The organism is Undibacterium sp. Ren11W (genome assembly GCF_049340485.1).
GTDB lineage: Bacteria > Pseudomonadota > Gammaproteobacteria > Burkholderiales > Burkholderiaceae_D > Undibacterium.
The window spans coordinates 57,990-81,934 of record NZ_JBMPPB010000004.1 but is presented as its reverse complement, the minus strand read 5'-3'; the positions used below and the strand labels follow the sequence as shown (position 1 = coordinate 81,934).

The 23,945-nt window shown below is 51.6% G+C and carries 20 protein-coding genes, 1 tRNA gene and 1 pseudogene; 17 read left to right on the top strand and 5 right to left on the bottom strand.

Features of this window, described 5'->3' with window-relative positions; genetic code table 11:
• Window positions 1–318: 318 nt before the first annotated feature.
• From xseA to ACO0K8_RS11010, 3 genes are all read left to right on the top strand, one after another.
• Window positions 319–1,698: an exodeoxyribonuclease VII large subunit gene (gene xseA / locus ACO0K8_RS11020; protein WP_422946710.1), complete on the top strand. Its 1,380-nt coding sequence runs from the start codon at window positions 319–321 to the stop codon at window positions 1,696–1,698.
• Between the two features lie 149 nt (window positions 1,699–1,847).
• Window positions 1,848–2,426 carry a superoxide dismutase [Fe] gene (gene sodB / locus ACO0K8_RS11015; RefSeq protein ID WP_422946709.1) on the top strand — a complete coding sequence of 193 codons (579 nt, stop codon included), beginning with the start codon at window positions 1,848–1,850 and terminating at the stop codon, window positions 2,424–2,426.
• 316 nt (window positions 2,427–2,742) lie between these two features.
• Complete coding sequence (locus tag ACO0K8_RS11010; protein WP_422946708.1) at window positions 2,743–3,885, top strand: HDOD domain-containing protein; 1,143 nt, start codon at window positions 2,743–2,745, stop codon at window positions 3,883–3,885.
• A 1,041-nt stretch (window positions 3,886–4,926) separates the two neighbouring features.
• On the opposite strand, the pseudogene ACO0K8_RS11005 reads toward ACO0K8_RS11010, so the two are convergent.
• The 3 genes and pseudogenes from ACO0K8_RS11005 to ACO0K8_RS10995 form a co-directional block, all read right to left on the bottom strand.
• Window positions 4,927–6,333, bottom strand: a pseudogene (locus tag ACO0K8_RS11005) (PAS domain-containing protein); the annotation flags it as partial.
• Between the two features lie 1,529 nt (window positions 6,334–7,862).
• A complete protein-coding gene (gene murJ / locus ACO0K8_RS11000) occupies window positions 7,863–9,413 on the bottom strand; it encodes a murein biosynthesis integral membrane protein MurJ (RefSeq protein WP_422946707.1) in 1,551 nt (516 codons plus the stop codon).
• Complete coding sequence (locus ACO0K8_RS10995; RefSeq protein ID WP_422946706.1) at window positions 9,410–9,586, bottom strand: hypothetical protein; 177 nt, start codon at window positions 9,584–9,586, stop codon at window positions 9,410–9,412. The genes murJ and ACO0K8_RS10995 overlap by 4 nt, the downstream gene beginning before the upstream one ends.
• Before the next feature lie 88 nt (window positions 9,587–9,674).
• On the opposite strand from ACO0K8_RS10995, the gene ACO0K8_RS10990 reads away from it, so the two are divergent.
• From ACO0K8_RS10990 to ACO0K8_RS10945, 10 genes are all read left to right on the top strand, one after another.
• Window positions 9,675–9,765 (top strand) — tRNA-Ser (locus ACO0K8_RS10990).
• A gap of 1,945 nt (window positions 9,766–11,710) precedes the next feature.
• Entirely contained in the window at window positions 11,711–12,136 is a 426-nt protein-coding gene (locus tag ACO0K8_RS10985) for a GNAT family N-acetyltransferase (protein ID WP_422946705.1), read from the top strand.
• A gap of 143 nt (window positions 12,137–12,279) precedes the next feature.
• Window positions 12,280–12,765: a hypothetical protein gene (locus ACO0K8_RS10980; protein ID WP_422946704.1), complete on the top strand. Its 486-nt coding sequence runs from the start codon at window positions 12,280–12,282 to the stop codon at window positions 12,763–12,765.
• A 164-nt stretch (window positions 12,766–12,929) separates the two neighbouring features.
• Window positions 12,930–13,424: a DinB family protein gene (locus ACO0K8_RS10975; RefSeq protein WP_422946703.1), complete on the top strand. Its 495-nt coding sequence runs from the start codon at window positions 12,930–12,932 to the stop codon at window positions 13,422–13,424.
• 105 nt (window positions 13,425–13,529) lie between these two features.
• Window positions 13,530–14,606 carry a DUF418 domain-containing protein gene (locus tag ACO0K8_RS10970; RefSeq protein WP_422946702.1) on the top strand — a complete coding sequence of 359 codons (1,077 nt, stop codon included), beginning with the start codon at window positions 13,530–13,532 and terminating at the stop codon, window positions 14,604–14,606.
• 65 nt (window positions 14,607–14,671) lie between these two features.
• A complete protein-coding gene (locus tag ACO0K8_RS10965) occupies window positions 14,672–15,304 on the top strand; it encodes a DUF1294 domain-containing protein (RefSeq protein WP_422946701.1) in 633 nt (210 codons plus the stop codon).
• 195 nt (window positions 15,305–15,499) lie between these two features.
• Entirely contained in the window at window positions 15,500–15,985 is a 486-nt protein-coding gene (locus ACO0K8_RS10960; RefSeq protein WP_422946700.1) for a GNAT family N-acetyltransferase, read from the top strand.
• Window positions 15,986–16,065: 80 nt separating this feature from the next.
• Window positions 16,066–17,034 (top strand): thiamine-phosphate kinase, encoded by a 969-nt coding sequence (gene thiL / locus ACO0K8_RS10955; protein ID WP_422946699.1) that lies wholly within the window; start codon window positions 16,066–16,068, stop codon window positions 17,032–17,034.
• A complete protein-coding gene (locus tag ACO0K8_RS10950) occupies window positions 17,031–17,555 on the top strand; it encodes a phosphatidylglycerophosphatase A (RefSeq protein WP_422946698.1) in 525 nt (174 codons plus the stop codon). The genes thiL and ACO0K8_RS10950 overlap by 4 nt, the downstream gene beginning before the upstream one ends.
• A 6-nt stretch (window positions 17,556–17,561) precedes the next feature.
• Window positions 17,562–18,578, top strand: a complete 1,017-nt coding sequence (locus ACO0K8_RS10945; RefSeq protein ID WP_422946697.1) for a DUF3667 domain-containing protein — start codon at window positions 17,562–17,564, stop codon at window positions 18,576–18,578.
• Between the two features lie 90 nt (window positions 18,579–18,668).
• On the opposite strand, the gene ACO0K8_RS10940 is transcribed toward ACO0K8_RS10945, so the two are convergent.
• Window positions 18,669–19,082, bottom strand: coding sequence for a hypothetical protein (locus tag ACO0K8_RS10940; protein WP_422946696.1), 414 nt, complete (start codon window positions 19,080–19,082; stop codon window positions 18,669–18,671).
• Between the two features lie 419 nt (window positions 19,083–19,501).
• Here ACO0K8_RS10940 and ACO0K8_RS10935 point away from each other — a divergent pair, with 419 nt between their 5' ends.
• The 4 genes from ACO0K8_RS10935 to ACO0K8_RS10920 all read left to right on the top strand — a co-directional run bounded on the left by ACO0K8_RS10935 (window position 19,502) and on the right by ACO0K8_RS10920 (window position 22,943).
• On the top strand, window positions 19,502–19,987 hold the full coding sequence (locus tag ACO0K8_RS10935) for a CinA family protein (protein WP_422946695.1): 486 nt from the start codon (window positions 19,502–19,504) through the stop codon (window positions 19,985–19,987).
• Window positions 19,977–20,717 (top strand): response regulator, encoded by a 741-nt coding sequence (locus tag ACO0K8_RS10930; RefSeq protein WP_422946694.1) that lies wholly within the window; start codon window positions 19,977–19,979, stop codon window positions 20,715–20,717. The genes ACO0K8_RS10935 and ACO0K8_RS10930 overlap by 11 nt, the downstream gene beginning before the upstream one ends.
• A 9-nt stretch (window positions 20,718–20,726) precedes the next feature.
• A complete protein-coding gene (locus tag ACO0K8_RS10925) occupies window positions 20,727–21,929 on the top strand; it encodes an ATP-binding protein (protein WP_422946693.1) in 1,203 nt (400 codons plus the stop codon).
• A gap of 171 nt (window positions 21,930–22,100) precedes the next feature.
• Entirely contained in the window at window positions 22,101–22,943 is an 843-nt protein-coding gene (locus ACO0K8_RS10920) for an EF-hand domain-containing protein (RefSeq protein WP_422946692.1), read from the top strand.
• 87 nt (window positions 22,944–23,030) lie between these two features.
• On the opposite strand, the gene pyrF is transcribed toward ACO0K8_RS10920, so the two are convergent.
• Window positions 23,031–23,849, bottom strand: coding sequence for an orotidine-5'-phosphate decarboxylase (pyrF, locus tag ACO0K8_RS10915; RefSeq protein WP_422946691.1), 819 nt, complete (start codon window positions 23,847–23,849; stop codon window positions 23,031–23,033).
• Window positions 23,850–23,945 lie beyond the last annotated feature (96 nt).

Below are 23,945 nucleotides of genomic sequence, written 5' to 3'. Positions count from 1 at the left end.
TTAAGTCTTTGATTTTGTTCAATATTATTGCATTGCAACAAAATGAGGCAGGTAATTATTCAAAATTACGGCGACGTTTAACCCAACTATTTTCGAGATTTCTGTGGATAAGTTTGTGCACAAGCTCGCTTGCCAGCCGCCAAGTGTTTGATACATAAGGTTTTTATGATACTGAGCTATGGATACGCTAAATAGCTTTAGCTATAAAAATCAAGCACTTAGTATATTTTCCTAAGTTTTTTTTGACATCAGCCGGGCTTGATGACATCCTAGCGAGCATTCCACGCTATTGTGGACAGCTTTTGCCCCGCAGCCCTTATGAATTCTGAATCCAGCTTCTCAAATCCATCTTCCGCCAGCCCTGTGATTACCGTCTCGGCACTCAACCAGGCCGTGGCGCAATTGCTGGAACGCAATTTTCCGTTAACTTGGATCTCTGGTGAAATCTCTAATTTCACCAGAGCCGCCTCTGGACATTGGTACTTCAGCTTAAAAGACAGTGCGGCGCAGGTCAAAGCGGTGATGTTTCGTGGCCGTGCGCAATACGCCGCCTTCTCCCCACGCGAAGGAGACAAGGTCGAAGTACGTGCCCTGGTCAGCCTGTACGCGCCGCGCGGCGATTATCAAATTAATGTAGAGGCAATACGCCGCGCCGGAGTTGGCAATCTGTACGAAGCCTTTTTGCAACTAAAAGCCAAACTGGCGAGCGAAGGCTTGTTCGATACGGCAAACAAGCGCGCCATTCCCTCGTTTGTGCGATGCATAGGTATAGTCACCAGCCCACAAGCGGCCGCTTTGCGCGACGTCCTAGCTACCTTGGGTCGCCGCGCCCCGCACGTGCAAGTGATACTGTATCCGACCCCGGTACAAGGCGAAGGCGCAGCCGATAAAATTGCCCAAGCCATCGCCACCGCGTCAGCGCGGGAAGAATGCGATGTCTTGCTGGTCTGCCGTGGTGGTGGCAGCATAGAAGATCTTTGGTCGTTTAACGCTGAAATTGTGGCGCGCACGATCGCCCATTGCAGCATGCCGGTGATTAGCGGGGTCGGACACGAAAGCGATTTCACGATCGCCGATTTTGCCGCCGACTTACGCTCAGCAACCCCCACTGCCGCCGCCGAACTTGCCGCTGGCGCACGCAGCGATTTTTTAGCGCAACTCAGACTAATCCAAATTTCTTTGCAGCGCGCTATGCAAAGAAGCCTGGCGACGCAGGCACAAAACCTGGACTGGACTGCTCGCCGCTTGCTCAGTCCTGGCGCAGCGATCGCCAGTAAGCGACTGCAATTACAAAACTGCTCGCAACGCCTGCGCTACGCCAGCCATATGCCATTGCAACAAGCGCAAACAATACTTGGCCAATGGCGCGCACGCCTAAGCGCACAGCGCCCAGACAGCGCTACTGCCAGCCTGCACCTGCAAGCACTACAACGCCGCCTCACAGAGGCCAGACTACGTCATCTGCACCAACGGCAAAGTGAGCTCACGCACCTGCAAGCGCAACTAGAATTACTCAATCCTCAGCGCACCCTAGAACGTGGTTATGTAATCCTGAGCGATCACAAGGGCAAGCTGATACGCTCAAGCGCAGAGATCAAGCCACATAGTGTGCTGCATTTGCGCACCGCTATTGACCATGCCGAATTGGGAATTAGTTCAGTCCAGAGCACGCTAGCGATCACTGCTGAACAAAGTTAGCCAGGACAATAAACTAGTCCTGCCGAGACCAAGCGCTGCCATAAAATCAAGGGTTTGCTGCAAGTATTTGCACAAACGCTTACAATGCTGACTTTAGCGTTTCAGATATTGGAACGACAGCCCACCGTAATCAAAACCAAGGATGCACTATGGAACATACCCTACCGGCACTGCCCTATGCAATGGACGCTCTGGCTCCACATATCTCCCAAGAAACTCTTGAATATCACTACGGTAAGCATCATCAGACCTATGTGACAAATCTGAACAACCTGATCAAGGGTACAGAGTTCGAAAACGCCACGTTAGAAGAGATCGTCAAAAAATCTTCTGCCGGTATTTTCAATAATTCCGCCCAAATCTGGAATCACACTTTCTACTGGAACGGTCTCAAGCCTAACGGTGGCGGTGCAGCAACTGGCGCAATCGCCGATGCGATCAATGCCAAGTGGGGTTCATTTGATGCGTTCAAAGACGCATTCACTAAATCTTGCGTAGGTAATTTTGGTTCTAGCTGGACTTGGTTAGTCAAAAAAGCTGATGGTACTTTGGACATCGTTAATACATCCAACGCAGCCACACCTTTGACAACAACCGACACACCGCTGCTCACTTGCGATCTGTGGGAGCACGCTTATTACATCGACTATCGCAATGTACGTCCAAAATATCTGGAAGCATTCTGGTCTTTGGTTAACTGGGATTTTGCCAACGCCAACCTGGCGTAAGCTAGCCTGATATCTACGCCATGCAGATGGCGCGGATGATAAAAACCTGCGATGACTAAGTCTTCGCAGGTTTTTTTTCGTCTCGCTGATGAACTGTATCGTATCTATCACGTATCTATCACGTATCTATCACGTATCTCTCACGTCGCTAATCATTGTGCATGCGCGTAACAAATATAAAGCGTAAGACAGAATAAGCGCAATTTTCGGAAAAACACTGACCAAGTCGTGCTATCGTTTTGTTGTCCACAAGAATGCGCTGTCGTGGTGGAGTACATGGGCTGCAATAAGTCGAAAATCTACGCGATGGGATACCATGAGAACTACCCTACAAAAATTCTTCAGTCTCTTTTCGAGCACAAGCGATCCCGAGCCGCAAACCCAAGTGATCCAGCAGCCAGAACCGGCCGCCCCGACCGCCTCCATAATTAGCAACATTGAGATCGACAAAACTAGCACAAGCCTGAGCGCAAAGCCGCAAACGCCTGAGTCACCCGCAACAGCGCTGAGCGATCTCGCAAGCGAGATACCCGGGATCACGAAAACATCCGGGCCACAAATTTTTACGCCCTGGAAGCCGCTACTACCGATAGACAGTCTATTTTTCGACTGGAGCATGGCCAACCCCGGCGCAGGCTGTAATTTAGAGATAGAACAAAAAGTTCTGCAAGCCTTATTCAATTTGCTGAGCTCTGATCTTAACGATGCCACAGTGGTGCCGCGTGTGCCGTCCATCATTCCGCAATTGCTGGCCAGCTTGCGCAGTCGCAGCGTCTCAAATGGCGAGATCTCGCGCCAGATTGTCAAAGACGTGGTACTGGTCGGCGAAGTCATCAATGCAGTCAACAGCGCACTCTACAACCCGGCAGATCGTATCAATAGTCTGGAAAACGCGGTGATGATGCTAGGCGAAGATGGCCTGCGCCTGCTGATCGCAAAAGTCGCCTTTCGCCCCATCATCAATCTGAACTCCGGGCTATACACACGCCGCGCCGCGCCGCATATCTGGGCACAGTCAGAAAAATGTGCGATCGCCTGTCGTGATCTGGCCATTGGTTGTGACCCGTTCGAGGCCTTCCTGACAGGCATGATTAAAAATGTCGGGCTGATCATCGCTTTTCGCCTGCTCGACCAAGTGTGTGAGCAGCCAAAATTTTCTTATTCGCGGGCGTTTCAGCAAACCTTTACATCGGTCGCCGCAACCCTGTCTTACCGGATCGCGCAACGCTGGGGCTTCCCGCCCGCAGTCTTAGTCGCATTACAGCAGCAAACACCCGGCAGCAAGCCCATCGTCTGGAGTGAGCTAGGCTGCCTGCTACACGATGCCGACTTGCTGGCGAAAATGCGTATTCTAGTCAATCAGCGGCAAATCAAAATCGACGACGATTCAATTAAATTAGGCCTTAGCACCGCACAGATCACTTGCTTCGATAACCTCAATCAAGTGACGCAATACTGATGTGACTGAAATCTAGGTTTTAGCCACGCACCGCTTCCAGTTGCGCTCTGGCTGCCGTTTCCGCCGGCGTTTCAGCTCTCTTTGCTGCCATTGATCCTGTATTGCTAGCCATGGTCGCTCCTAGAATCGTTCAAATTTGGCGTCGTCAAAACCGGTATTGGTGACCGTATTGGCGACCGTCCTGCTGTGTTTTGGTGAGCTTTGACGTTTGGCAGGCCTGGTCTCTGGTCCGCTCTGACGGTTGGGTTTTCCTTGCTGTCCCAGGTTAAAGAAACCTACCAATTCCATTAACTGTTCGGCCTGACTGGTCATTTCTTCTGCGGTGGCGGCAAGTTCTTCACTCGATGAGGCATTTTGTTGCGTGATCTGATTCATCTGGTTCATGGCCGTGTTGATTTGTCCTACCCCGGCAGATTGCTCTTGCGAGGCGGCGGCGATCTCTTGCACCAGATCCGAGGTGCGACCTATGCCTGGCACAATTTCATCGATCAGTTCACCGGCACGCTCGGCGGTCTTGACGCTACCGCTGGCTAAGTCGCCGATTTCTTTTGCGGCGATCTGGCTGCGTTCTGCCAGTTTGCGCACTTCGGCCGCTACCACCGCAAAACCTTTACCGTGTTCACCCGCGCGCGCCGCTTCTATCGCCGCGTTTAAGGCCAGCATATTGGTCTGGTAGGCGATGTCATCGATGATGCCGATTTTAGAAGCGATCTCTTTCATGGCCGAGACCGTGCGTTTGACAGCATCACCGCCTTCTATGGCTTCTTTGGATGCCTTACCGGCGATGCCATCAGTGACTTTGGCGTTCTCGGCATTTTGGTTAATCCCAGCGGCCATTTGTTCTATGCTGGCACTGGTTTCTTCGACGCTGGCGGCTTGTTCACTGGCCGCTTGCGATAAGGCTTGTGAGGTGGCCGAGACTTGTTCAGACGCGTTAGAGAGCGCATCGGTGGCGTTGATGACGTCGGTGACGATTTGTGACAGCCGGTCGACGGTTTCATTACTGGCTTCTTTTAAGGCACCGAAGGTTCCCTGGTAGTCTTTTTCTATGGTTTCAGTCAGGTCGCCTTTGGCCAGGGCACCGAGTACCCGCAGCACTTCGTTGAGACCCTGATCACTGGTTTCCATCAAGCGGTTGACGTCGCTGCTAAGTTTCGCGAAGAAGCCGGTTTTGCCTTCTTCAACCAGCCTTGTGGTGAAGTTGCCGTTGACTGCCTGTTCGACGATATTGCCGACTTCTTTTTCTACTGCCACTTCGGCTGAGCGATCCAGCCATTCGACCACACTGCCTAAACGTTCGCCATGATTATTGATGACGGGATTGGCCGACAAAGCAAAGGTGCGTACACCCACCACAATTTGCGCCTTGTAGTTACTCGTAAAGGTGGCGAGTAAGTTCTTTTGATGGGCGGGGTTTTTATGGAATTGATCAATATTCGAGCCGATTAATCGTGATGCACTAAAAGTAGGTAACACTTTGCGCAGATCGGCTTCTGCGTTGCTGAGCATATCGACCACCGATTTATTCGCGTAAATAATGTTGCGTTCATTGTCAGCGATCATGACATTGGTGGCGCAACCGTCTAGCGCTATTTTGATACGTAAATTCTCTGCCGCTAGTTGTTCTGCTGCTTTTTGGGTGATCAGTTGCTCGGTAACGTCGGCCCATTCGACGACGCTGCCAAGACGTGCGCCAGTATGGTCGATGACCGGGTTGGCCGAGAGCGTAAAGTCGCGCACGCCAACCTGGATTTGTGCTTTATAGTTAGTGGTAAAGGTAGCAAGCAGCTGCTGCTGATGCGCCGGATTTTTATGGAACTGATCGATGTTGGACCCCATCAAATTGGCCACGTTGAAATTCGGCAGTACCTTGCGCACATCAGATTCTGCCTTGGTGAGCATGTCAATGATGGATTTATTCATGTAAATGATGTTGCGATCGGTATCGGCGATCATGACGTTGGTGGCGACGTTGTCGAGCGCGATCTTGACACGCATGTTTTCTGAGGCGAGTGCCGCCACGTTTTCTTGGGTGACTAGCTGCTCGGTAATGTCGCCCCACTCAACGACACTGCCTAAACGCTCTCCGGCATCATTGATGACAGGATTGGCCGATAAGGTAAAGGTGCGCACGCCTACCTTGATCTGGGCTTTGTGATTGCTGTTAAAACTGGCTAACAGGTTCTTTTGGTGCGCCGGGTTTTTATGGAACTGGTCAATGTTCGCCCCCATCAGTTTGGAGACATTAAAATTCGGCAGTGCCTTGCGAACATCGGCTTCCGCTGCACTTAACATCTCGACGATGGATTTGTTCATGTAGATGATGTTGCGATCGGTGTCAGCGATCATGACGTTAGTGGCAACGTTGTCCAGTGCTATCTTGATGCGCAGTGTTTCTGCGGCGGTTTTAGCCGCTTCTGCAGTGCGGTTTCTAATCGTCTCGACCATCGCCATTAAATTGGCGGCGATGCTGGTCGTATCATTACCATGTAAGGCGATGCTTGCTGCGTAATCTCCGCCAGCGACTTGCGCTGCAAAATCGACCACATCACCTGGCTCCTGCCCAACTTGCCGAATAACCGATCGGATCATATACCAGGACAAAAAGGCGACTAGCATTAACAGGAACAGGCAAATCCCCACAGTGATTATCCTGTTCAATTTTTTTTGATGGAAACGTGCCTCGGTTGTCTGAAGCAAGGTATCTGTCAGCATTTTTTCAAATTCGTAATTGCCGTCGATACTGGCACTGAGCTTTTGAAAATAGCTTTGCGCGTCATAGTCTAGTTTATTGTTATCAAGAATCTCCTCCTGAATCAGCTTAACCGCCTCCAAGCTAATTAAGTCTTGTTTTTGTAAAGTAGGCCCAAGTAGCTCACGGTATTCTGGCGCGACTTTCAACAACCGAGAAAACATTAACTTATTCTTTTCTATCTTGGTACGTATCTTAAATTGCAAAGCAATTATGCTGGCTTGCTCGTTCGTTGATAACTGCTTTTTGGCCAACGCGACGGCACCCGCGGCTCGAGATTGGCCCAGGTCCTCATTCAGGCCAAGCATGGTATTACTGGCCATGCTCATCAAGAAAAACGATGCGCCATCCGGGCTCAAGGTGAGTCCACTGACATCCATCAACTCATCCAAAAACTCTAGCAACTGCTTGATCAGAGCAGTGTGACGGAGATTGCTTTCGACTGCACTCAAGCGATCTTTATCCGCATACACACCACTCCAATTTTGTTTGATCTGATTTAGCTTGTCTCCAAGATTCAATGCGGGGAAAGATTTTTCCGAACTAAGTAAGGTATCAAACGCCGCGTTCGCGCCCTCAGCCGCAGTCTCACGTGCGGGTTTAAAACTAAGATTTCCACCCAGTACCGCCCCGCTCAAACCTCTGTGTTGTTGCAGCATCTGTATCACCTTTACTGCTTTAGGTAATACAGCGGCTCCCATTTGCTCATTCTTTGCAGCATCCACATCACTATTGATGCTAATAAGATAGAAATAGAAAGGCAGGCTAAAAAGACCCAGGACAAAAATGCCGATGATCGAAAATTTTTGCCACATCTTCAGAGAGGTGAGAAGCGATTTCATTTATTCTTCCTTAGGATTGAGAAGCTAAATTACTTTGCCAAAGAGCTGGCTAAGCGCCGCTGCAGTAAATGCGCTTAGTTTGAGATAGAAAGGTGAAACGAAAAACGCCAGAAAACCCGAGACTATGCGATCGCTAGCAGGGCAAACTGAAATTTAATTAACCAATCATTAATATACTTAATGATTAGTTAATTCAAGCCTATTTTGATATGCATTTGTAAATTTTACAAGCATTGTCTATACATGCTCGATATTTTTACTAAGCCGCCTATATTGTGCAACTGTAAAAATAAAGCGACTCGCATAAAAAAAGGAGAAACACCCCTGTTTCCCCTTTTTTGTTCTAAAACTAACGCTGGTATGATATCCCCATGCACATCCGCTTAGCGGCTAGCTTTGCGGAAATCCCTGACCCGAAATCCCATCGCAAACAAAGCGACAAAATAGCTCAGCATGCAAGCCAGAATAATCCCGCCCAACAGCCCAGCGCGCATCAACTTCTGACTCTTCATGCCTATCCAGTCAACTTGCCCGGATAGCGCCAGCGCCACGCCCGCCATCAGCGTCAAGGCCGCCGCCAATTTCAGCAAGAATGGCCACCAGCCGGCTTCCGGCACATAAATACCGCGCTGACGCAAACCGCGGTACAACATACTCGCATTCAGGCAAGCCCCCAGACCAACTGACAAGGCCAGACCCGCATGCTTGATAAACGGTACAAACATCAGATTCATGACTTGGGTCGCTAGCAGCACGAGGATGGCAATCTTTACCGGGGTGCGGATATCCTGCTTGGCATAAAAGCCCGGTGCCAAAATTTTGACAAAGATCAGGCCGATCAAACCTACCCCATACGAGGTCACCGCCTGCCCCGTCATGGCCACAGCATGCGCATCGAATTTACCGTTATGAAACAGGGTCGCCGTCAGCGCCTCGGGCAAAGTCGCCAAAGCCACCGCCGCCGGCATCGCCAGCAAACAAGTTAAGCGTAAGCCCCAATCGAGCAAGGAAGAATATTCGGCGGTATCGGCCTCGGCATTGGCTTTCGACAAACTAGGCAAGAGCACCGTACCAAGTGCCACGCCCAGCAAGGCGGTAGGAAACTCCATCAACCTATCCGCCGAAGCCAGCCACGACATACTGCCGTCCGGCATATGCGAAGCCCAGGTCGAGTTAATTAAGATACTGATCTGTGTCGCCGACACCGCCAGCACAGCCGGCCCCATCTGGCGCAATACCCGCATCACACCAGGGTCGCGCAAGGCAAACATGGGATTCAGACTTAGGCGTGGCAACATGCCTATCTTGATCAGCGCTGGCACCTGTATCAGCATCTGCAACACGCCACCGACAAACACCGCAATGGCCAGCGCATAAATCGGCTGCGCCATATGCGGCGCCAAAAACAGCGAAGCCGCGATCGACGACAGGTTTAACAACACCGGCGTAAATGCCGGCACCTTAAACTCGCGCCAGGTATTGAGAATACCGCTAGCCAACGCCACCAGCGAGATAAAACCTATATACGGAAACATGATGCGCGTCATCACCACGGTGATCTCAAACTTGGCCGGATTGACCGCAAAACCAGAGGCGAACATATACACAAAAATCGGCGCACCGGCCACCCCGATCAGGCAGGTAAACAGCAGCGCCCACACCAGCACGGTAGCGACATGATCGACCAGATCCTTAGTGGCTTGATCGCCTTTTTTATTCTTGTATTCCGCCAGTATCGGCACGAAGGCTTGCGAAAACGCGCCCTCGGCAAACAGGCGACGGAAAAAATTCGGTATCCGCATCGCCGCAAAATAGGCATCAGTCCAGCCGCTGGCACCGAAGTAACTGTTAATTAAGACATCGCGTATCAAACCGGTGATGCGCGAGAGCATGGTCATGCCACTAATGGTAGCGAGTGTTTTCAATAAGTTCATGGAGCGGCATTATAACGGGTGTAGCCAAGCTTGCCGCCCAGACGCGCCAGCGATCTTGCTTTTTTAGCCAATTTATTTGCAGGTATAGTGCGCTGGGCGAGCCCAACAAGGATGACAACAAGGCCAGCAAAACCAAAAAACCACCAGAGAAAACCAGCTTTTTGCGATGGCAAGGCAACAAGTGGCTTTCATTCAAAGAAATTTCTGCTACAATAGCGAGCTTCGCACGTAGAGAACTAGTTCATTACATGCAAAGCAGCAGGAGAGATGGATGAGTGGTTTAAGTCACACGCCTGGAAAGCGTGCGTAGGTTCATAGCCTACCCGGGGTTCGAATCCCCGTTTCTCCGCCACAGATACTGTCAAGCTTAACCAGCTTGAAGAAAAAGCCCCTAAGAATTTAAACGCTTAGGGGCTTTTTTTATGCGTGTTTTTCTTGAGCATTTTCTTGCTTCTTTTGAGTGCTTCTTTTGAGTGATTCTTCGTCTGGTCTTTGCACTCTCTTGTGCATCAAGCTGGGCGAGCACGACTGCCTGCCATCAAATCAAAAAGCAGCAAGCCCAGCGCGCATATTCCATGCGGCTCCCAGGCCTATGTGCTTGAAGAAGCGCATGGAATATGCGTGCTGGCAGGGATGCTTGAGAAATTTCATACTGCGCAATAGATGAAGTCCATTGCACCTTACAATTTTATTGAAAATTAAATGTAATGCGGCCCCCTTTGCCTTGTCGGCAACTTCGTCAGCTTAAGGAGAGGGATCGCCCCAAATTTCAACGAGCGTAGCACCGTATCGACTCGTGTCTTGCGGATCTAGCTCTGCCACGTACATGGCTACTCCACCTCGGGCAATCATGCGCATGCGAAGAGCTGGCCGCTTCCATTCATAGACAAACCGACCCCAGTCCCAGTCGTCATACTCCAAAGGCCTACCTAGTATCGCGAAAATGTCTTCGATGGGGACATTGACGAAGTTCGTGGTGTTTGCAAAAAATCGGCGAATCTCATCCTCTGTTGCGTATTTGTTCGACAATTGCGTGTATGCCGAGGGATTTTTAATGCGGTTCCCGCCAGTGCAGGTCAAAAAATGGAAAATGAAGCAAACTCGCCTGCGGCTCAGACAGCTTCATTTCTAATCCATTTTCTGCCATGCACAAGCGGCAGCGCCAGATGCGGAAAGCGAAAGTCAACACATCCGTAGTGCGACTTCCGTCTCTCCACGCACGCAATGCTCAAGCACATCAAGCGACGGCAATCTTCTGCTTTTGACTAGGCTTTGGACTTGGCTTTGGACTTGGCTTTGGACTTGGCTTTGGACTTGGCTTTGGACTTGGCTTTGGACTTGGCTTTGGACTTGGCTTTTGAATCGAATTCGCATGTGGCGCTGCCAATTGTGCGGAGCGGAAAATGGATCAGAAGTGAAGCTTGTCTGAGCGCAGCGAGTTTGCTTCATTTCCCATTTTACGACTTGCACAATTGGGCATCCCGCAGGGACAGCGACTTTGCGTCGCCTTCTTTTGCTTCCGTTTCTTGGCGAAGCAAGAAAAGGAAGTAGCCGCCGGTCTACCACCGGCCAGCAATCGCACAATAACGACGGAAAATCATCAAACATAAAACCACAGCAAACCAACAAAAAACAAAGAAAACTAAAGGGGTCAAAACCAAAGGAATCCGCATCACAATTAAATTCAAGGCCGCAAAGCCACAATCTCCGCAAAAATATCGTACCCTAGCCTTTCCAATTGTCACCCCGTCCAGCGCGCATATCCCATGCGCCTCTCCAAGCACATAGGCTGGAAACCCGCATGGAATATGCGTGTTGGCGCGGGTGCTGTAAAAAATTTGACTGTGAACCGGCTAGGCTTACAGCGATACGATTATCATCGTCTCAGACCCTGATGGCATCCCGCAGCGGTATGTCGGCAAACATGTGCAGGCCGGCGAAATGCTGGCACAAGCCGTTATCCTCGCACTGACGCAGTCGTTGCAGCGGGCTATGTGAGCCGTGGGCCGTAGACCGTACGCCGAGGCCATACCTCGCAAGCTCCATAGCGACAAACCTGTGCTCTTAGGATTCCAATTGCATGCCTCTGACAAGGGGTACTGGGCAAAAAATCCCGAGAGCAGCATGGCAACGCTAAATATTATCAAAATACTAGCAAAATGGCCGCCTATTGGCTTACAATTCCAAGCGCAGCAAGCTTGTGAAAAACGCTGTAGCCGTGCCTACTGCCGATAGGCCCAAGCAGCTAAGTCCGCTGCGGCAGTTAGCGTCAAACTCTAGGAAAAAGGAAGCAAGGAATGAGCATAGAACTGTTGATTGCAGACTCGGATGAAGATATCTACGCTTGTTTCCCAGCGTTTAAAGAACTCCGGCCACAGCTAGACTACGAGAATTTTCTGGCGCAAATCAGACGACAGCAAACTCAGTGCTATGAAATTCTGGCACTACGCCATGACGGCAGAATAAAAAGTGTCGCGGGCTTTCGGTCTGTGGAATTTTTAGCCTGGGGTAAAGTCTTATACATAGACGATTTAAGTACCCTGCAAAATGCCAGGGGCAATGGCTATGCCGGCAAAGTCTTGGACCACTTAATTGCGCACGCTAAAAGTTCTGGCTGTGCCGGCGTCCATTTAGACACAGGCTACGCGCGTCATGCTGCCCATCGCCTGTATCTGGAAAAAGGCTTTCAATTTAATTGTCATCATCTGGCGTTTGCTTGTTGAAACCTTAGGCTGAAGACCGCCGCATCTATCACTGGATAAAAGCACGGTAAAAAATCACGATACAAATATTTGGCTCTTCAATCATAGTGAAATTCCATTCGCCAGGGTAGCGCCCCCGCTCTGGCAAACGACACGAGCGCAGCATGTTACGAATTTTTCTCACATTTGTTTTGATATTGATTCTTAGTCTAGATATAGGCTACACCAAGCATGCGCGTGCGCATGAGCTAGCATTTGAATACGCCGGATTAAGTCTGGCGAGCACTGCGCAAGACCTCCTCAGACGCTATCCCGACTCGACATTTGAAGCTCACAATTATTTTCAGTTATCGGCGAAGGACACGCATGATCATATCTTTTCGATAGAGCTGTTTGGCCCGCATCGCAATGCCAGATTGCGACTCGGGTTTGAGAGCCCGGAGCGCACTTACCCTACTTGCAAACAGATAGAAAAATTGCTGATCTCACGCTACGCCAAGCCAAGTAACGTTGCCACATTCAATGAAGAGAGCGTCAAGAACCGCTACCTCAGCTGGACTTTAACAAGAGAAAGCGTGAGCCTGTATTGTTTTAAAAGAGCGCAAGATACTGACTATCAGGCCGAAGCAATCGCCGTGGCTCCGCATTAATTCAAACACAGTATCAACGATGAAAACACTGCTCCCAGCATGACGGATGTTCAACGCAAGATGCGCTTTGCCGACGACGGCACCGCTGACTTGGCGAATCGTCGCAAGGTGCCATGCGCGGCCGCAGCTACATCACCAATCCTTAAACCATATTATTCAAAACTATGAACTCCATCACCCTCGATACGCTAGCAGCTTTTCCGACACAACTGCAGGCACACTACGATGCCATCCCTGATGATTTTAAGAACTGGGCACCGGCTTCCTGGCTGGGTATTCCTAGTGAGGCGTTTACGGCGCTAGAGCAGATTTGCCACATCAGGGATATCGAGATAGAGGGTTATCACCTGAGGTTTAGCCGCACCCTGAACGAAGTGAATCCACTATTGGCATCCATAGATAGCGAACCGCTGGCCATCAGCCGCGCCTACGGGACGCAGAACGCGACAGAAGTGTTTGCCGCTTTCCGCGAGGCGCGCGCGCAAACCATGACTGTACTGCGCGAACTGACGAGCGAACACTTTAATCGCAAGGCGCAGTTCGAAGGCTATGGGCCGCTCACCCTGCGTAGTCTGGTGCATTATTTATGCAGCCATGATCAACAACATCTGGCGGGCCTGCAATGGATACTCGGTAAGATAGAGGCCGGGCGTGGCTAAGTGTATGGCTAAGTGTATAGCTAAGTGCGTAGCTAAACACCTGCTTCAAGCTCCCGCTAATCCCGTGCAATAAAACCTTCCCTCAACACAGGAATCGACTTAGCTATGCAAAGAATTTTTGGATACGACTTGGCGCGCGCCTTGGCTATTTTTGGCATGATTTTCGTCAACTTCAAAACCGTGATGCATGTCGGCCATGACGATGAAGTGTGGTGGCTAAGCATGTTCAACTTGCTCGATGGTCGCGCCTCTGCCGTGTTTGTCATCCTGGCGGGGGTCGGTTTATCACTCATGACTCAGCAAGCGCGCTTGAGCGGCGATCAGAAAAGCCTGCGGCAAGCACGAACAACTTTACTCAAACGTGCTGCGTTTTTGTTCGTGATCGGCTTGCTCTACCTACCAATTTGGCCAGCTGATATCTTGCACTATTACGGCGTGTATATTGCCATCGGCGCCTTGCTATTGGAGCTGTCGAGCAGGTGTTTGTTATGGCTAAGCCTTGCACTGGCCGCCGGATTCTCGTTTATTTTCGCGGTACTCGATTACAGTACCGCCTGGAACTGGAGCACCCTCAGCTATGCAGATCTATGGTCGCCCCAGGGTTTCTTACGCAATCTTTTCTTTAATGGATTTCATCCAGTGTTTCCATGGGCCGGATTTTTGATTTTCGGGATGGCACTGGGGCGACTACCTATGCAGCAAGCGAAGACACGCCAGCGTGTTTTTTTCGCTGGATTACTCGTTTGCCTGCTGATCGAAGTTCTGGGTTTTGGGATACGCCAGTTGCTATTGCAGCAGGCTTATGCGCCCGACTTAGTCAAGTATTTGTTCAGTACAACACCGATGCCGCCACTGCCCTTGTATTTTTTATCGGCGCTGGCCAGTGCATGCGCATTGATTGCCTTATGCGTAGAAGTGGCCGAGCGCTGCCACGATTCGGTCTACTTGCGGCCCTTAATCCATACCGGCCAACTGGCGCTGACGCTGTACCTGGCACATGTGGTGCTGGGTATGGGTGCACTCGAGGCACTCGGCTACTTAAAACAACAATCGCTGGCGATGGCGCTCAGCTGTGCTCTGATTTTTTGTGTCGTGGCGACGATCTTTGCTAGCTACTGGAGAAATTACTTCAAGCTAGGGCCGCTAGAATATTTATTGCGTAAAGCCACTGGTTCAGCATAATAATTATGTTCAAAACCAAATCTGACGATACCCTTACCCATTGACATCTACTCCTGTAAACCGACATGCGCTATCAAGGAAAAATAAAAACTTGGAACAAGGAACGCGGCTTTGGCTTCATCGCACCGGCTCAGGGCGGGCCAGAAATTTTCGTCCATATCAGCGCCTTATCGAAAAATTTTAATTCCCCAACTATAGGACTAAGCCTCACTTACGAGCTCGATCTGCAACAAAATTCCAAACCGCGTGCCATCAAGATCAGGGCGCAACATGGGGCAAGTCAAACCAGGCCGCGCCAACCAAATAGTAGTAAGCGCCACAGCGCACCTGCTGCGCAATCGGGGCTGCTCGGCGCCAGCGCTATTCCTCTGTTTATAGCGCTGTATTTGCTGCTCAATCTGCAGTGGCCGATTTCGCCGTGGTGGGCGCTCAGCTATCTGTTGCTGAGTCTGGCTAGCTTGCTGATCTATGCGATCGACAAAGCGGCCGCCAAGGCTGGCCGTCGGCGCATCCCGGAAAACAGCTTGCATCTGCTAGCTCTGTTGGGCGGCTGGCCAGGCGCGTTGATCGCACAACAATGGCTACGCCACAAATCGAGTAAGCTGGCGTTTCGTATCGTATTCTGGTTCAGCGTAGGTTTGAATATCGTGCTGTTCCTGCTGCTCACTACACCCTTACTGGCGGTGCTAATCGGTTGAAGATCCGGCCCGGGCACGGCACTTTCAGCGCTCTGGCCGGTCACTAGTTTTTCGATAAATAGAGGGAGTATCTGATGTAACGCTTCGTTTGCGCATAGCCTACCTGCGTAATTTATAAAATGTAGTTGATACTCCTATCCAGTATCACTTTTTAAAAAAATCTAAAACCGCTTACTTAGGTTATCTAAGGATAAGATGATACGCATCGTCCCCGCCAGCACGGCCACCACACCGGCTCTGATACAACTGATACTACAGATACAGTGTCAGGAGTTTGGGCTAACCACCTCACTCGCCGCTCAGCCGGATCTGGCGGATATCGAGCAGTATTATCAAAGCGCAGGCGGTGGTTTTTGGCTGGCCTTAGACCAGGATGAAGTCGTCGGCACGATAGGCTTACGCGACATCGGCCACCAGCAAGCTGCGCTGCGCAAGTTGTATGTCAAAGCCAGCCATCGCGGTGCTCAGCATGGCGTGGCCGCACTACTACTGGCGCGCTTACTGGCAGCGGCGGATGCGGCGCAGATGCAAAGCCTGTATCTGGCAACGACCGAACAATTTGCGGCGGCCTGCCGCTTCTATGAAAAAAACGGCTTTACCCAAGTCACACTGGCGTCATTGCCAGCAGCGTTTCCGCGCATCCCGCAAGAAACCCGTTTCTATCGCCGGCATGTGGTTTAAACCCGCGCAAAGTAGGACAAATTAGCGCGATTTATCAATGAGGATGGGCGCAGACTCTGTGGCATTCGGTACAATGCCGGATGCTCTCAGAATTCGACCTCATCAAGCGCTATTTTGCGCAACATAGCAGCACCGACCCTCGCATAGCGCTGGGTATAGGCGACGATTGCGCCCTGCTCTCGCCTAGCCCCGGCATGCAGTTGGCGGTCTCTACCGACATGCTAGTCTCGGGACGACATTTTTTTGCGGATGCCGATCCTTATCTACTCGGGCATAAATGTCTGGCGGTGAATCTGTCGGATCTGGCGGCTATGGCTGCCAGCCCGCTAGCGTTTACTTTGGCTTTATCGCTGCCTGAGGCGAACCCGGTCTGGCTAGAAAAGTTCTCGCAAGGCTTACTGGCACTGGCCGATACCCATGGCTGCAGCCTGATAGGCGGCGACACCACCAAGGGCCCTTTAAACATTTGCATCACGGTGTTCGGCGAACTGCCGCCGGGTAGCGCATTGCGGCGCGACGCGGCGCAGTTAGGCGACGACATCTGGGTCTCGGGCACGCTGGGTGACGCCCGTCTGGCGCTGGCCAGTTATCGCAAAGAACTGACTTTAGCACCGTTAGAACACCAGTTGGCCGCATCACGCATGCATCAGCCCAGCCCGCGTATCGCGCTGGGTATGGCCTTGCGCGGGATTGCGCACGCGGCACTGGATATTTCGGATGGCTTGATTGGCGATCTGGGCCACATACTGGAGCGATCCAAACTCGGTGCCAGCTTGCATATCGATAGCTTACCGGCAGGCCCCGCATTAAGCCGCCAGCCTATCGCTCTACAGCGCGAATTTACCCTCGCTGGTGGCGACGATTACGAATTGTGTTTCACCGCGCCAGTGGCACAACGTGCTGCCGTGCTGGCCGCCGGCCTTGCCAGCGCCACCGCGGTGACTCGGGTCGGTAGTATCGAAGCCGCCCCTGGGCTGCGCTTACTCGATGATTTCGGCCAGCCTGTGTCTTTGCAATTAACTTCTTTTGATCATTTCTCTAGCCCATGACAATTTTAGAATCCGGCCAACAGGCAAAAATTGTGCGCCCCACCGCGCGTTTTATGTTCTCGCATTCTGCACATATTCTGGCACAGGGTTTCGGCAGCGGGCTCTCGCCCATCATGCCGGGCACAGCCGGCACCTTGTTTGCGTGGCTTACTTTTAACCTATTTTCTGTGCGTTGGCCTGAGCTGTTTACGCCGCTCAATTGGGCCGTCATCATAGTGCTAGGTTTTTTTGTCGGGGTCTGGGCTTGCGCTGTCACCGGCAAGCATATGGGCGTGGCCGACCATGGCAGCATGGTCTGGGATGAGATCATCGCGTTCTGGCTAGTGCTGTTATTGGTAACACCGGCCGACTTTAAAACCCAGTGCTGGGCCTTCATCGTGTTCCGCTTTTTTGATATGGTCAAACCACCGCCTATAGGTTATTTTGACCGTCGCTACAAAGGCGGCTTCGGCGTCATGTTTGACGACATCGTGGCGGCATTTTTTACGCTGCTGGCATTTGCCTTGTGGCGCGTGCTGTAATCGAACATGACAAAACCCGCCCAACTTACGCGTTTTATGCGTTCCACCAAAGCGGCAGAGCATGCCCCGTGCGCCAATTGCAACAGCGTATTTAGCGGAAATTATTGCCCGCAATGCGGTCAGGAAGCCTTGCTGGGCGCGCCTACCACGATCGATTTTATCTACGAGTTTTTAACCCGCAATGTGCTGGAGCGCGGCAAGATGCCGCGCACATTATGGCACCTGATCCGCTATCCGGGCGGCCTGACGGTGGATTTTCTGGAAGGCAGACGACAAAGATTTATCCGCCCTGTGCGTCTGTATATCGGTTTGTCGCTGCTGTATTTTTTGATGCTGTCGCTCGCTAGCAAGTTCGACTCAGACAGCAGCATAGCGGTTGAGCCAGCAAGCAATAATCAGACGACCGCGCCGGAGCAAACCGAAAAACCAAAAAAAATCTTACTGCCGCAAGGAATTAGCTCAGTCGGACCACATCCTGATCTAAAGGAAAATTCATTTCAGATCAATATCCCGGAAGACGAAGAGTTTCATATTGTCGCCGGTGACACTAAGATCGCCATGGATTTTTTAGGCCAGACCTTTGGTGAGCGCACCGCGCAAGCGATCGCAACAAAGATAGAACGTTTCGAACAACTGCCGCCCAAAGAACGTATCCAGGCGGCCATGCAAGGTCTGTTGACACAGGCACCGAAAGCCATGTTTTTTTTAATGCCGGTGTTTGCCATGCTCTTGAAACTGCTATTTGTCAGACGGCGCATTCCCTATGGCGCGCATTTGCTGTTTGCGTTTCACTTTCATGCGTTTTTGTTTCTAAGCTCTTTACTGTTAATGCTGCCGTGGTACGGCCTGATCACTTTTCTCATCGTACTTGGCAGCAGCGTGTATCTGCCTCTGGCACTGCGCACGACGTATGCGATAGGCTGGTTCAGCGCGCTGTGGCGTTGCATGGCGCTGGGAATGCTTTATCCTATCGCCATCATGCTGGCCTTGATTGGGGCTTTGGCCGCAACGCTTTTACTATAAAGCGCATCAGTAGGACATAAAAAAAGCGATGCAAGGCATCGCTTTTTTTTATTGCCGGACTTACTATCCGAACCAAATATCCGGGCTAAATTACAGGGCAGCTACCAGTGATTGCACGGCTTCTTTCAATTTCGTTTTAGCCAGCGCGCTGCATTGCTCAGGCGTGGCACCAGCTTGGGTACCCAAGGTGATTGAGGTCTTTTTAGGATCGTAGATGAAATTTTTGCCGCTTACCGGTACTTGCATGGCGCGTGCCACCACTACGCAATTTTTGTGGTCATCAAAACCGCCGTTGACTTCACTCAGGTAACCTAGTTTTTTAACTGGATATTTTAGGGCCGTCGCTTCTGGCAGATTTTCCAACCAGATAGCGCGTGCGCCTGCATCGTCGATCAGGGCCACTGGAGCATTATTTTTTACGGCGAATTTCGGTGCCGCTGCCATGGCGTTGGCGGAAACCAACAGGGCTGCGCCCAAAAATACAGAAGTCAGTGCTCGTTTCATCTTATTAGTCTCATTCGTGATGGTTGAATTATTAGCGTGCTTGGCTCTTGGTTTGCTTGTGCCCAACTTACTTATCGGCGACACAGACAAGCTAGGGTTTCGATTATAGCAAGCACGGTCGCAACTTAGCACGCTGATCAGAAAATTTACTTACTACCAAGGCAGGCTCAGGCACAGCCTGCTAAACACAGAAAAAGAGAACTTCTAAAAACCCAGTGCGCAATATCCATGCGCCTTAGCGTCGCATTTAGGCTCAGGAGCCGCATGGATATTAGGTTTTTTATTTTCCTGAATATCTGCGGCGTACCGGCTGTTGCCAATTTTGCTTGTTTTTTCTCTTCACTCTGCATAAAAACCGCAAAATCTGTGCGCCAAAGTGGTAAAGTATTTCCACACCCACCACCATAGGAGACCATGCCATGCTGAACTCTATAGAACTCGCAGAAAAATTGGGTGAGGCGCTCAAATCGCGTAAGTTACTGCTGACGATTGCCGAATCCTGTACCGGCGGCGGTGTCTGTCAGACCGTCACCGAAGTGGCCGGTTGCTCAGAATGGTTTGACTGCGGCTTTGTCACTTACTCGAATGCCTCTAAAACCGAAATCCTCAACATTCCCGATTCTTTGATTGCCCAACATGGCGCGGTCAGCGAAGAGATCGCCGCCGCCATGGCCGAAGGCGCACTGGCTCAGTCCGATGCACATGTCGCACTGTCTACCACGGGCATCGCCGGACCGACCGGTGCGGTACCTGGCAAGCCGGTAGGTACCATTTGTTTTGGCTGGGTAGTCGGTGGCGTGACGCACACCGAAAGACGGGTCTTTTCAGGCGATAGGCATGCAGTGCGCGAGCAAACCATTGCGCACGCACTAGAGCGGCTGCAACGTTATCTGGATGAAATCTGAATTAATGGCGACAAGCACGCATATTCGGGTACTGCTGGTGGACGATGATGTTGAAATTGGTGAACTGCTCGCTCGTTATCTTGAAAAATTTGGCATCGCCTGCCTTGCCGTCACCGATGGCAAGGCCATGCGTCAGCAGCTGGCAAGGTCTAGCTTCGACCTGATTTTGCTAGACTTGATGCTGCCCGGCGAGGATGGTTTATCGCTACTGAGTAGCCTACGCCACGATCCCAAAACCCGGCACATTCCCATTTTAATGTTGACCGCACGCGGAGAATGTAGCGACAAAGTAACCGGACTCGAACTAGGTGCCGACGATTATGTGGTCAAACCATTTGACGCCCGCGAACTGGTGGCGCGCATCTATACGGTTTTACGACGTAGTAATAACGAGCCACAGGCCAGACCAGCCACGCCAAACAAGGAAATCATTTTCAACCGGCGGCGTCTCGATTGCCAGAGCCGTCAACTGACGACGATGGAAAATAAAGTAATCCCCTTGTCGAATGCCGAGTTTCGTCTATTGATGGCATTCATAGAAAGGCCGGAGCGCGTCCTTAGCCGCGAACAATTGCTCGACATCGCACGCGGAAAATCGGTCGACATGTTTGACCGCAGCATAGATTTACTGGTATCGCGCTTACGTCGAAAACTCGATGACGATCCGTCTGAGCCGACCATGCTTAAAACCGTGCGTGGTGAAGGCTATATGTTCACGCTACAAGCCTGAGCCAATCGCATGAAACGCTTTTTTTCTGACACCATATTCTCGCGCATGTTCGGGCTGGCGATGGCGGCGGTAATTGCCAGTCACATTATTACCCTGGTACTGCTGTTTGCGTTTTTGGGCGATCATCTGCCGCCACATTCGACATCATTCGCACCACACAGCACCCAGTCTCTAGCACAAGCAGGTCCAGCTCCCGATTTCCCGGCGCCGCCAACGCCACCACCAATGCCACCGCCACATTTGAGAGCACATCCGCCGCACAATCAAAGCCTGATGTCAGGTCCATTCTTAGGATTTTTCGTCAGCATGCTACTGCAACTGGGATTTTTAGCGCTTGCCACCTTTTGGGGATCACGCAGTCTGGCAAAACCGATACAACGCCTGGCCGACGCTGCCAGCCTGATCGGTGATAAGCTCAATGCCCCGGCCTTGTTAGAAAGCGGGCCGTCCGAAGTGCGACAGGCGGCGCGTATCTTCAACAGCATGCAGCAAAAGATTCATACCCAGCTCGAAGAGCGAGGGCGTTTTCTGGCATCGGTATCACATGATCTGCGCACCCCGCTTACACGCATGTATTTACGCGTCGAGCATCTGGAGAACGAGCGCGAAAAAGACAAACTGCGGCAAGATATAGAAGAAATGCGGCAAATGCTCGATGCCACGCTCGACTATCTACGTGATAGCGCTCACGGCAGCACGCTCGACAGCGACAGCAAGATTGCCAATACCGCTGGCCAGTTTGGTAAATTGGGACAAAGTCTGGATATCGAGGCGCTGCTTGAGGTACTCACCGACGACGCCAGAGAACAGGGTAAAGAAGTGTCATTGACGGGCAACACGCTCCCCATCATCGCCATACCGGCAGACTTACGTCGCTGCCTGAGCAATCTACTGGAAAACGCTGTCAATTACGGTAAATCAGCACACATCAGTCTGCATGACAGCGCGTCCCAGCTCGTCATACGTATCAGCGATAAAGGCCCCGGCATTCCCGAGGATGCCTTGCTACAAGTATTCGAACCGTTTTACCGCCTATCCTCCTCGCGTAACAAGAACACCGGTGGGGTCGGGCTTGGACTTGCGATTGCCAGGGAAATCGTACGCCAGCATGCTGGCCAACTAGAACTTTACAACAATGTGCCAGGGCCTGGACTCACCGCGCAGCTGACGCTGCCCAGAACGTCTTCCCATAGCGCCCTAGACGGGAAATAACGTATACCGCCCTACCCTGCAGCAAGCAGCATGACGCCATCCACGCGACCAGCCTAGGCAAGGCTTTGTGTCAGCACTGATACAAAGCCGACACACGCAGGCAACATCGCGTGGTGACAATGGGATCCCACACAGATCAGAACCGCATACCAACCTCCCGGGAGTCACATCATGAGTTCGATAGGAAGCATAGGCAATTCGTCTGCCTATAGTAGTTCGGCCAGCAACGTCCAACGTCAACGACCTGATCGCGCAAAAATCGCTGATGAAGTTTTTTCCAAGATTGATACCAAGTCTCAGGGCTATCTGGAGGTCTCTGACCTCGAATCAGCCTTCAGCAAAATCAGTGCGGGCACATCCTCCGCTAGCGACACCGCAACAAGTAGCAATGCGGCCAGCGTCAGCGACCTGTTCAGTAAACTTGATGGCGATGGCGACGGCAAGGTCACTAAAAACGAATTTAGCTCTGGCCTGAAAAAATTGAGCGATGCACTCGACAGCCAGTTCAATGCCAGCCGCACCACAGACGCAACCGGCACCCAATCTAGCCAAGCAGCACGGGGCGCGCATCGGCCACCACCTCCGTCTGGCGGCGACCACGATGACGCTGGTATCAGTCAAGATCAAATGAAGCAAATGGCAAGCGACATCAGCAAAACCAACAGCGCAGCCGGTGCTAGCCTGAGCAAAGTAGCCGAAAATTTTGCCGCGGCGGACACCAATGAGGACGGTAAGGTCAGCATGCAAGAAACCCTGGCCTACCTCGAAAAGAGCACGGCGACGGCAACTACAAACACTAGCAACACCGCCGCAAGTTCGGCCAGCACCAGCACCGTCAATAAAAGCGCAAGTTCGGCATCAACCGACAGCAACTCCGATTCTGCTAGCAGTAACGGCAACAATAGCAGCGATGCGGCCATCTTTAAAAAGGTGCAGCAATTGCTACATGCCTATGCCGATCCGCTCCAGTTCATGGATAAGCAAAACTCTGGAGGCATCTCGGTAAGCGCTTGAGCATAATTCAAACGTAAATTCAAACGTAAAAAAAGGGAGCTGCCTCCCTTTTTTAATGCGCGGTAAATTTAATGACTAGGACTAGGACTAACGGCAAGCGTTAATCGCATCGCGGGTTTCCAGCGCGACGCGGCGTGCCGCCTGAGTGTAAGACTCGCCAGCCAAAGCCTTGGCGTACAAGATCGCGCGTGAAGAATTGATCATCATGCCAGTGCCATCCGCCGTTTTACCGGCAGCCACGGTCGCAGCGACATCACCGCCCTGTGCGCCTATGCCCGGCACCAGCAAGGGCATATCGCTTATGATGCTGCGCACCTGCGCCAATTCATTCGGAAAGGTAGCACCAACGACCAAAGCGCACTGACCATTAGTATTCCATTTATCGGCCACCAGTTGCGCCACGTGCTGATACAGCGGCTTACCATCAACATTTAAAAACTGCAGATCAGAACCGCCGGCATTGGAGGTGCGACACAAAACGATCGCGCCCCGGTCTTTCCACTCCAGATACGGTGCCACCGAATCAAAGCCCATGTAAGGATTGACCGTTACGGCATCGGCGTCGTAACGCTCAAACGCTTCGCGTGCATATTGCTCGGCGGTGGCACCGATGTCGCCGCGCTTGGCGTCCAGAATAATCGGGATGGCAGGGTAAGTGCGTTTGATGTAGCGACAGATATCTTCCAACTGATCTTCGGCGCGCAAGGCGGCAAAGTAGGCGATTTGCGGCTTAAACGAGCACGCCAGATCGGCCGTGGCGTCGATGATCGTTTTACAAAACGCAAAAATCGCATCCGGCTGCTGCGCCAGTTCGAGCGGAAATTTATTCACATCCGGATCTAAGCCTACACACAACAATGAATTATTGCTGACCCAGGCGGCTGAGAGTTTTTGTATGAAAGTCATGCTTGCCTTTGCAAAGAGGTATGTGCAACGGCACAAAACGGCATCATTATACCCGCTGCCTTTGGCGCAACCAAGAACCGGGCCGAGAGCACCCCC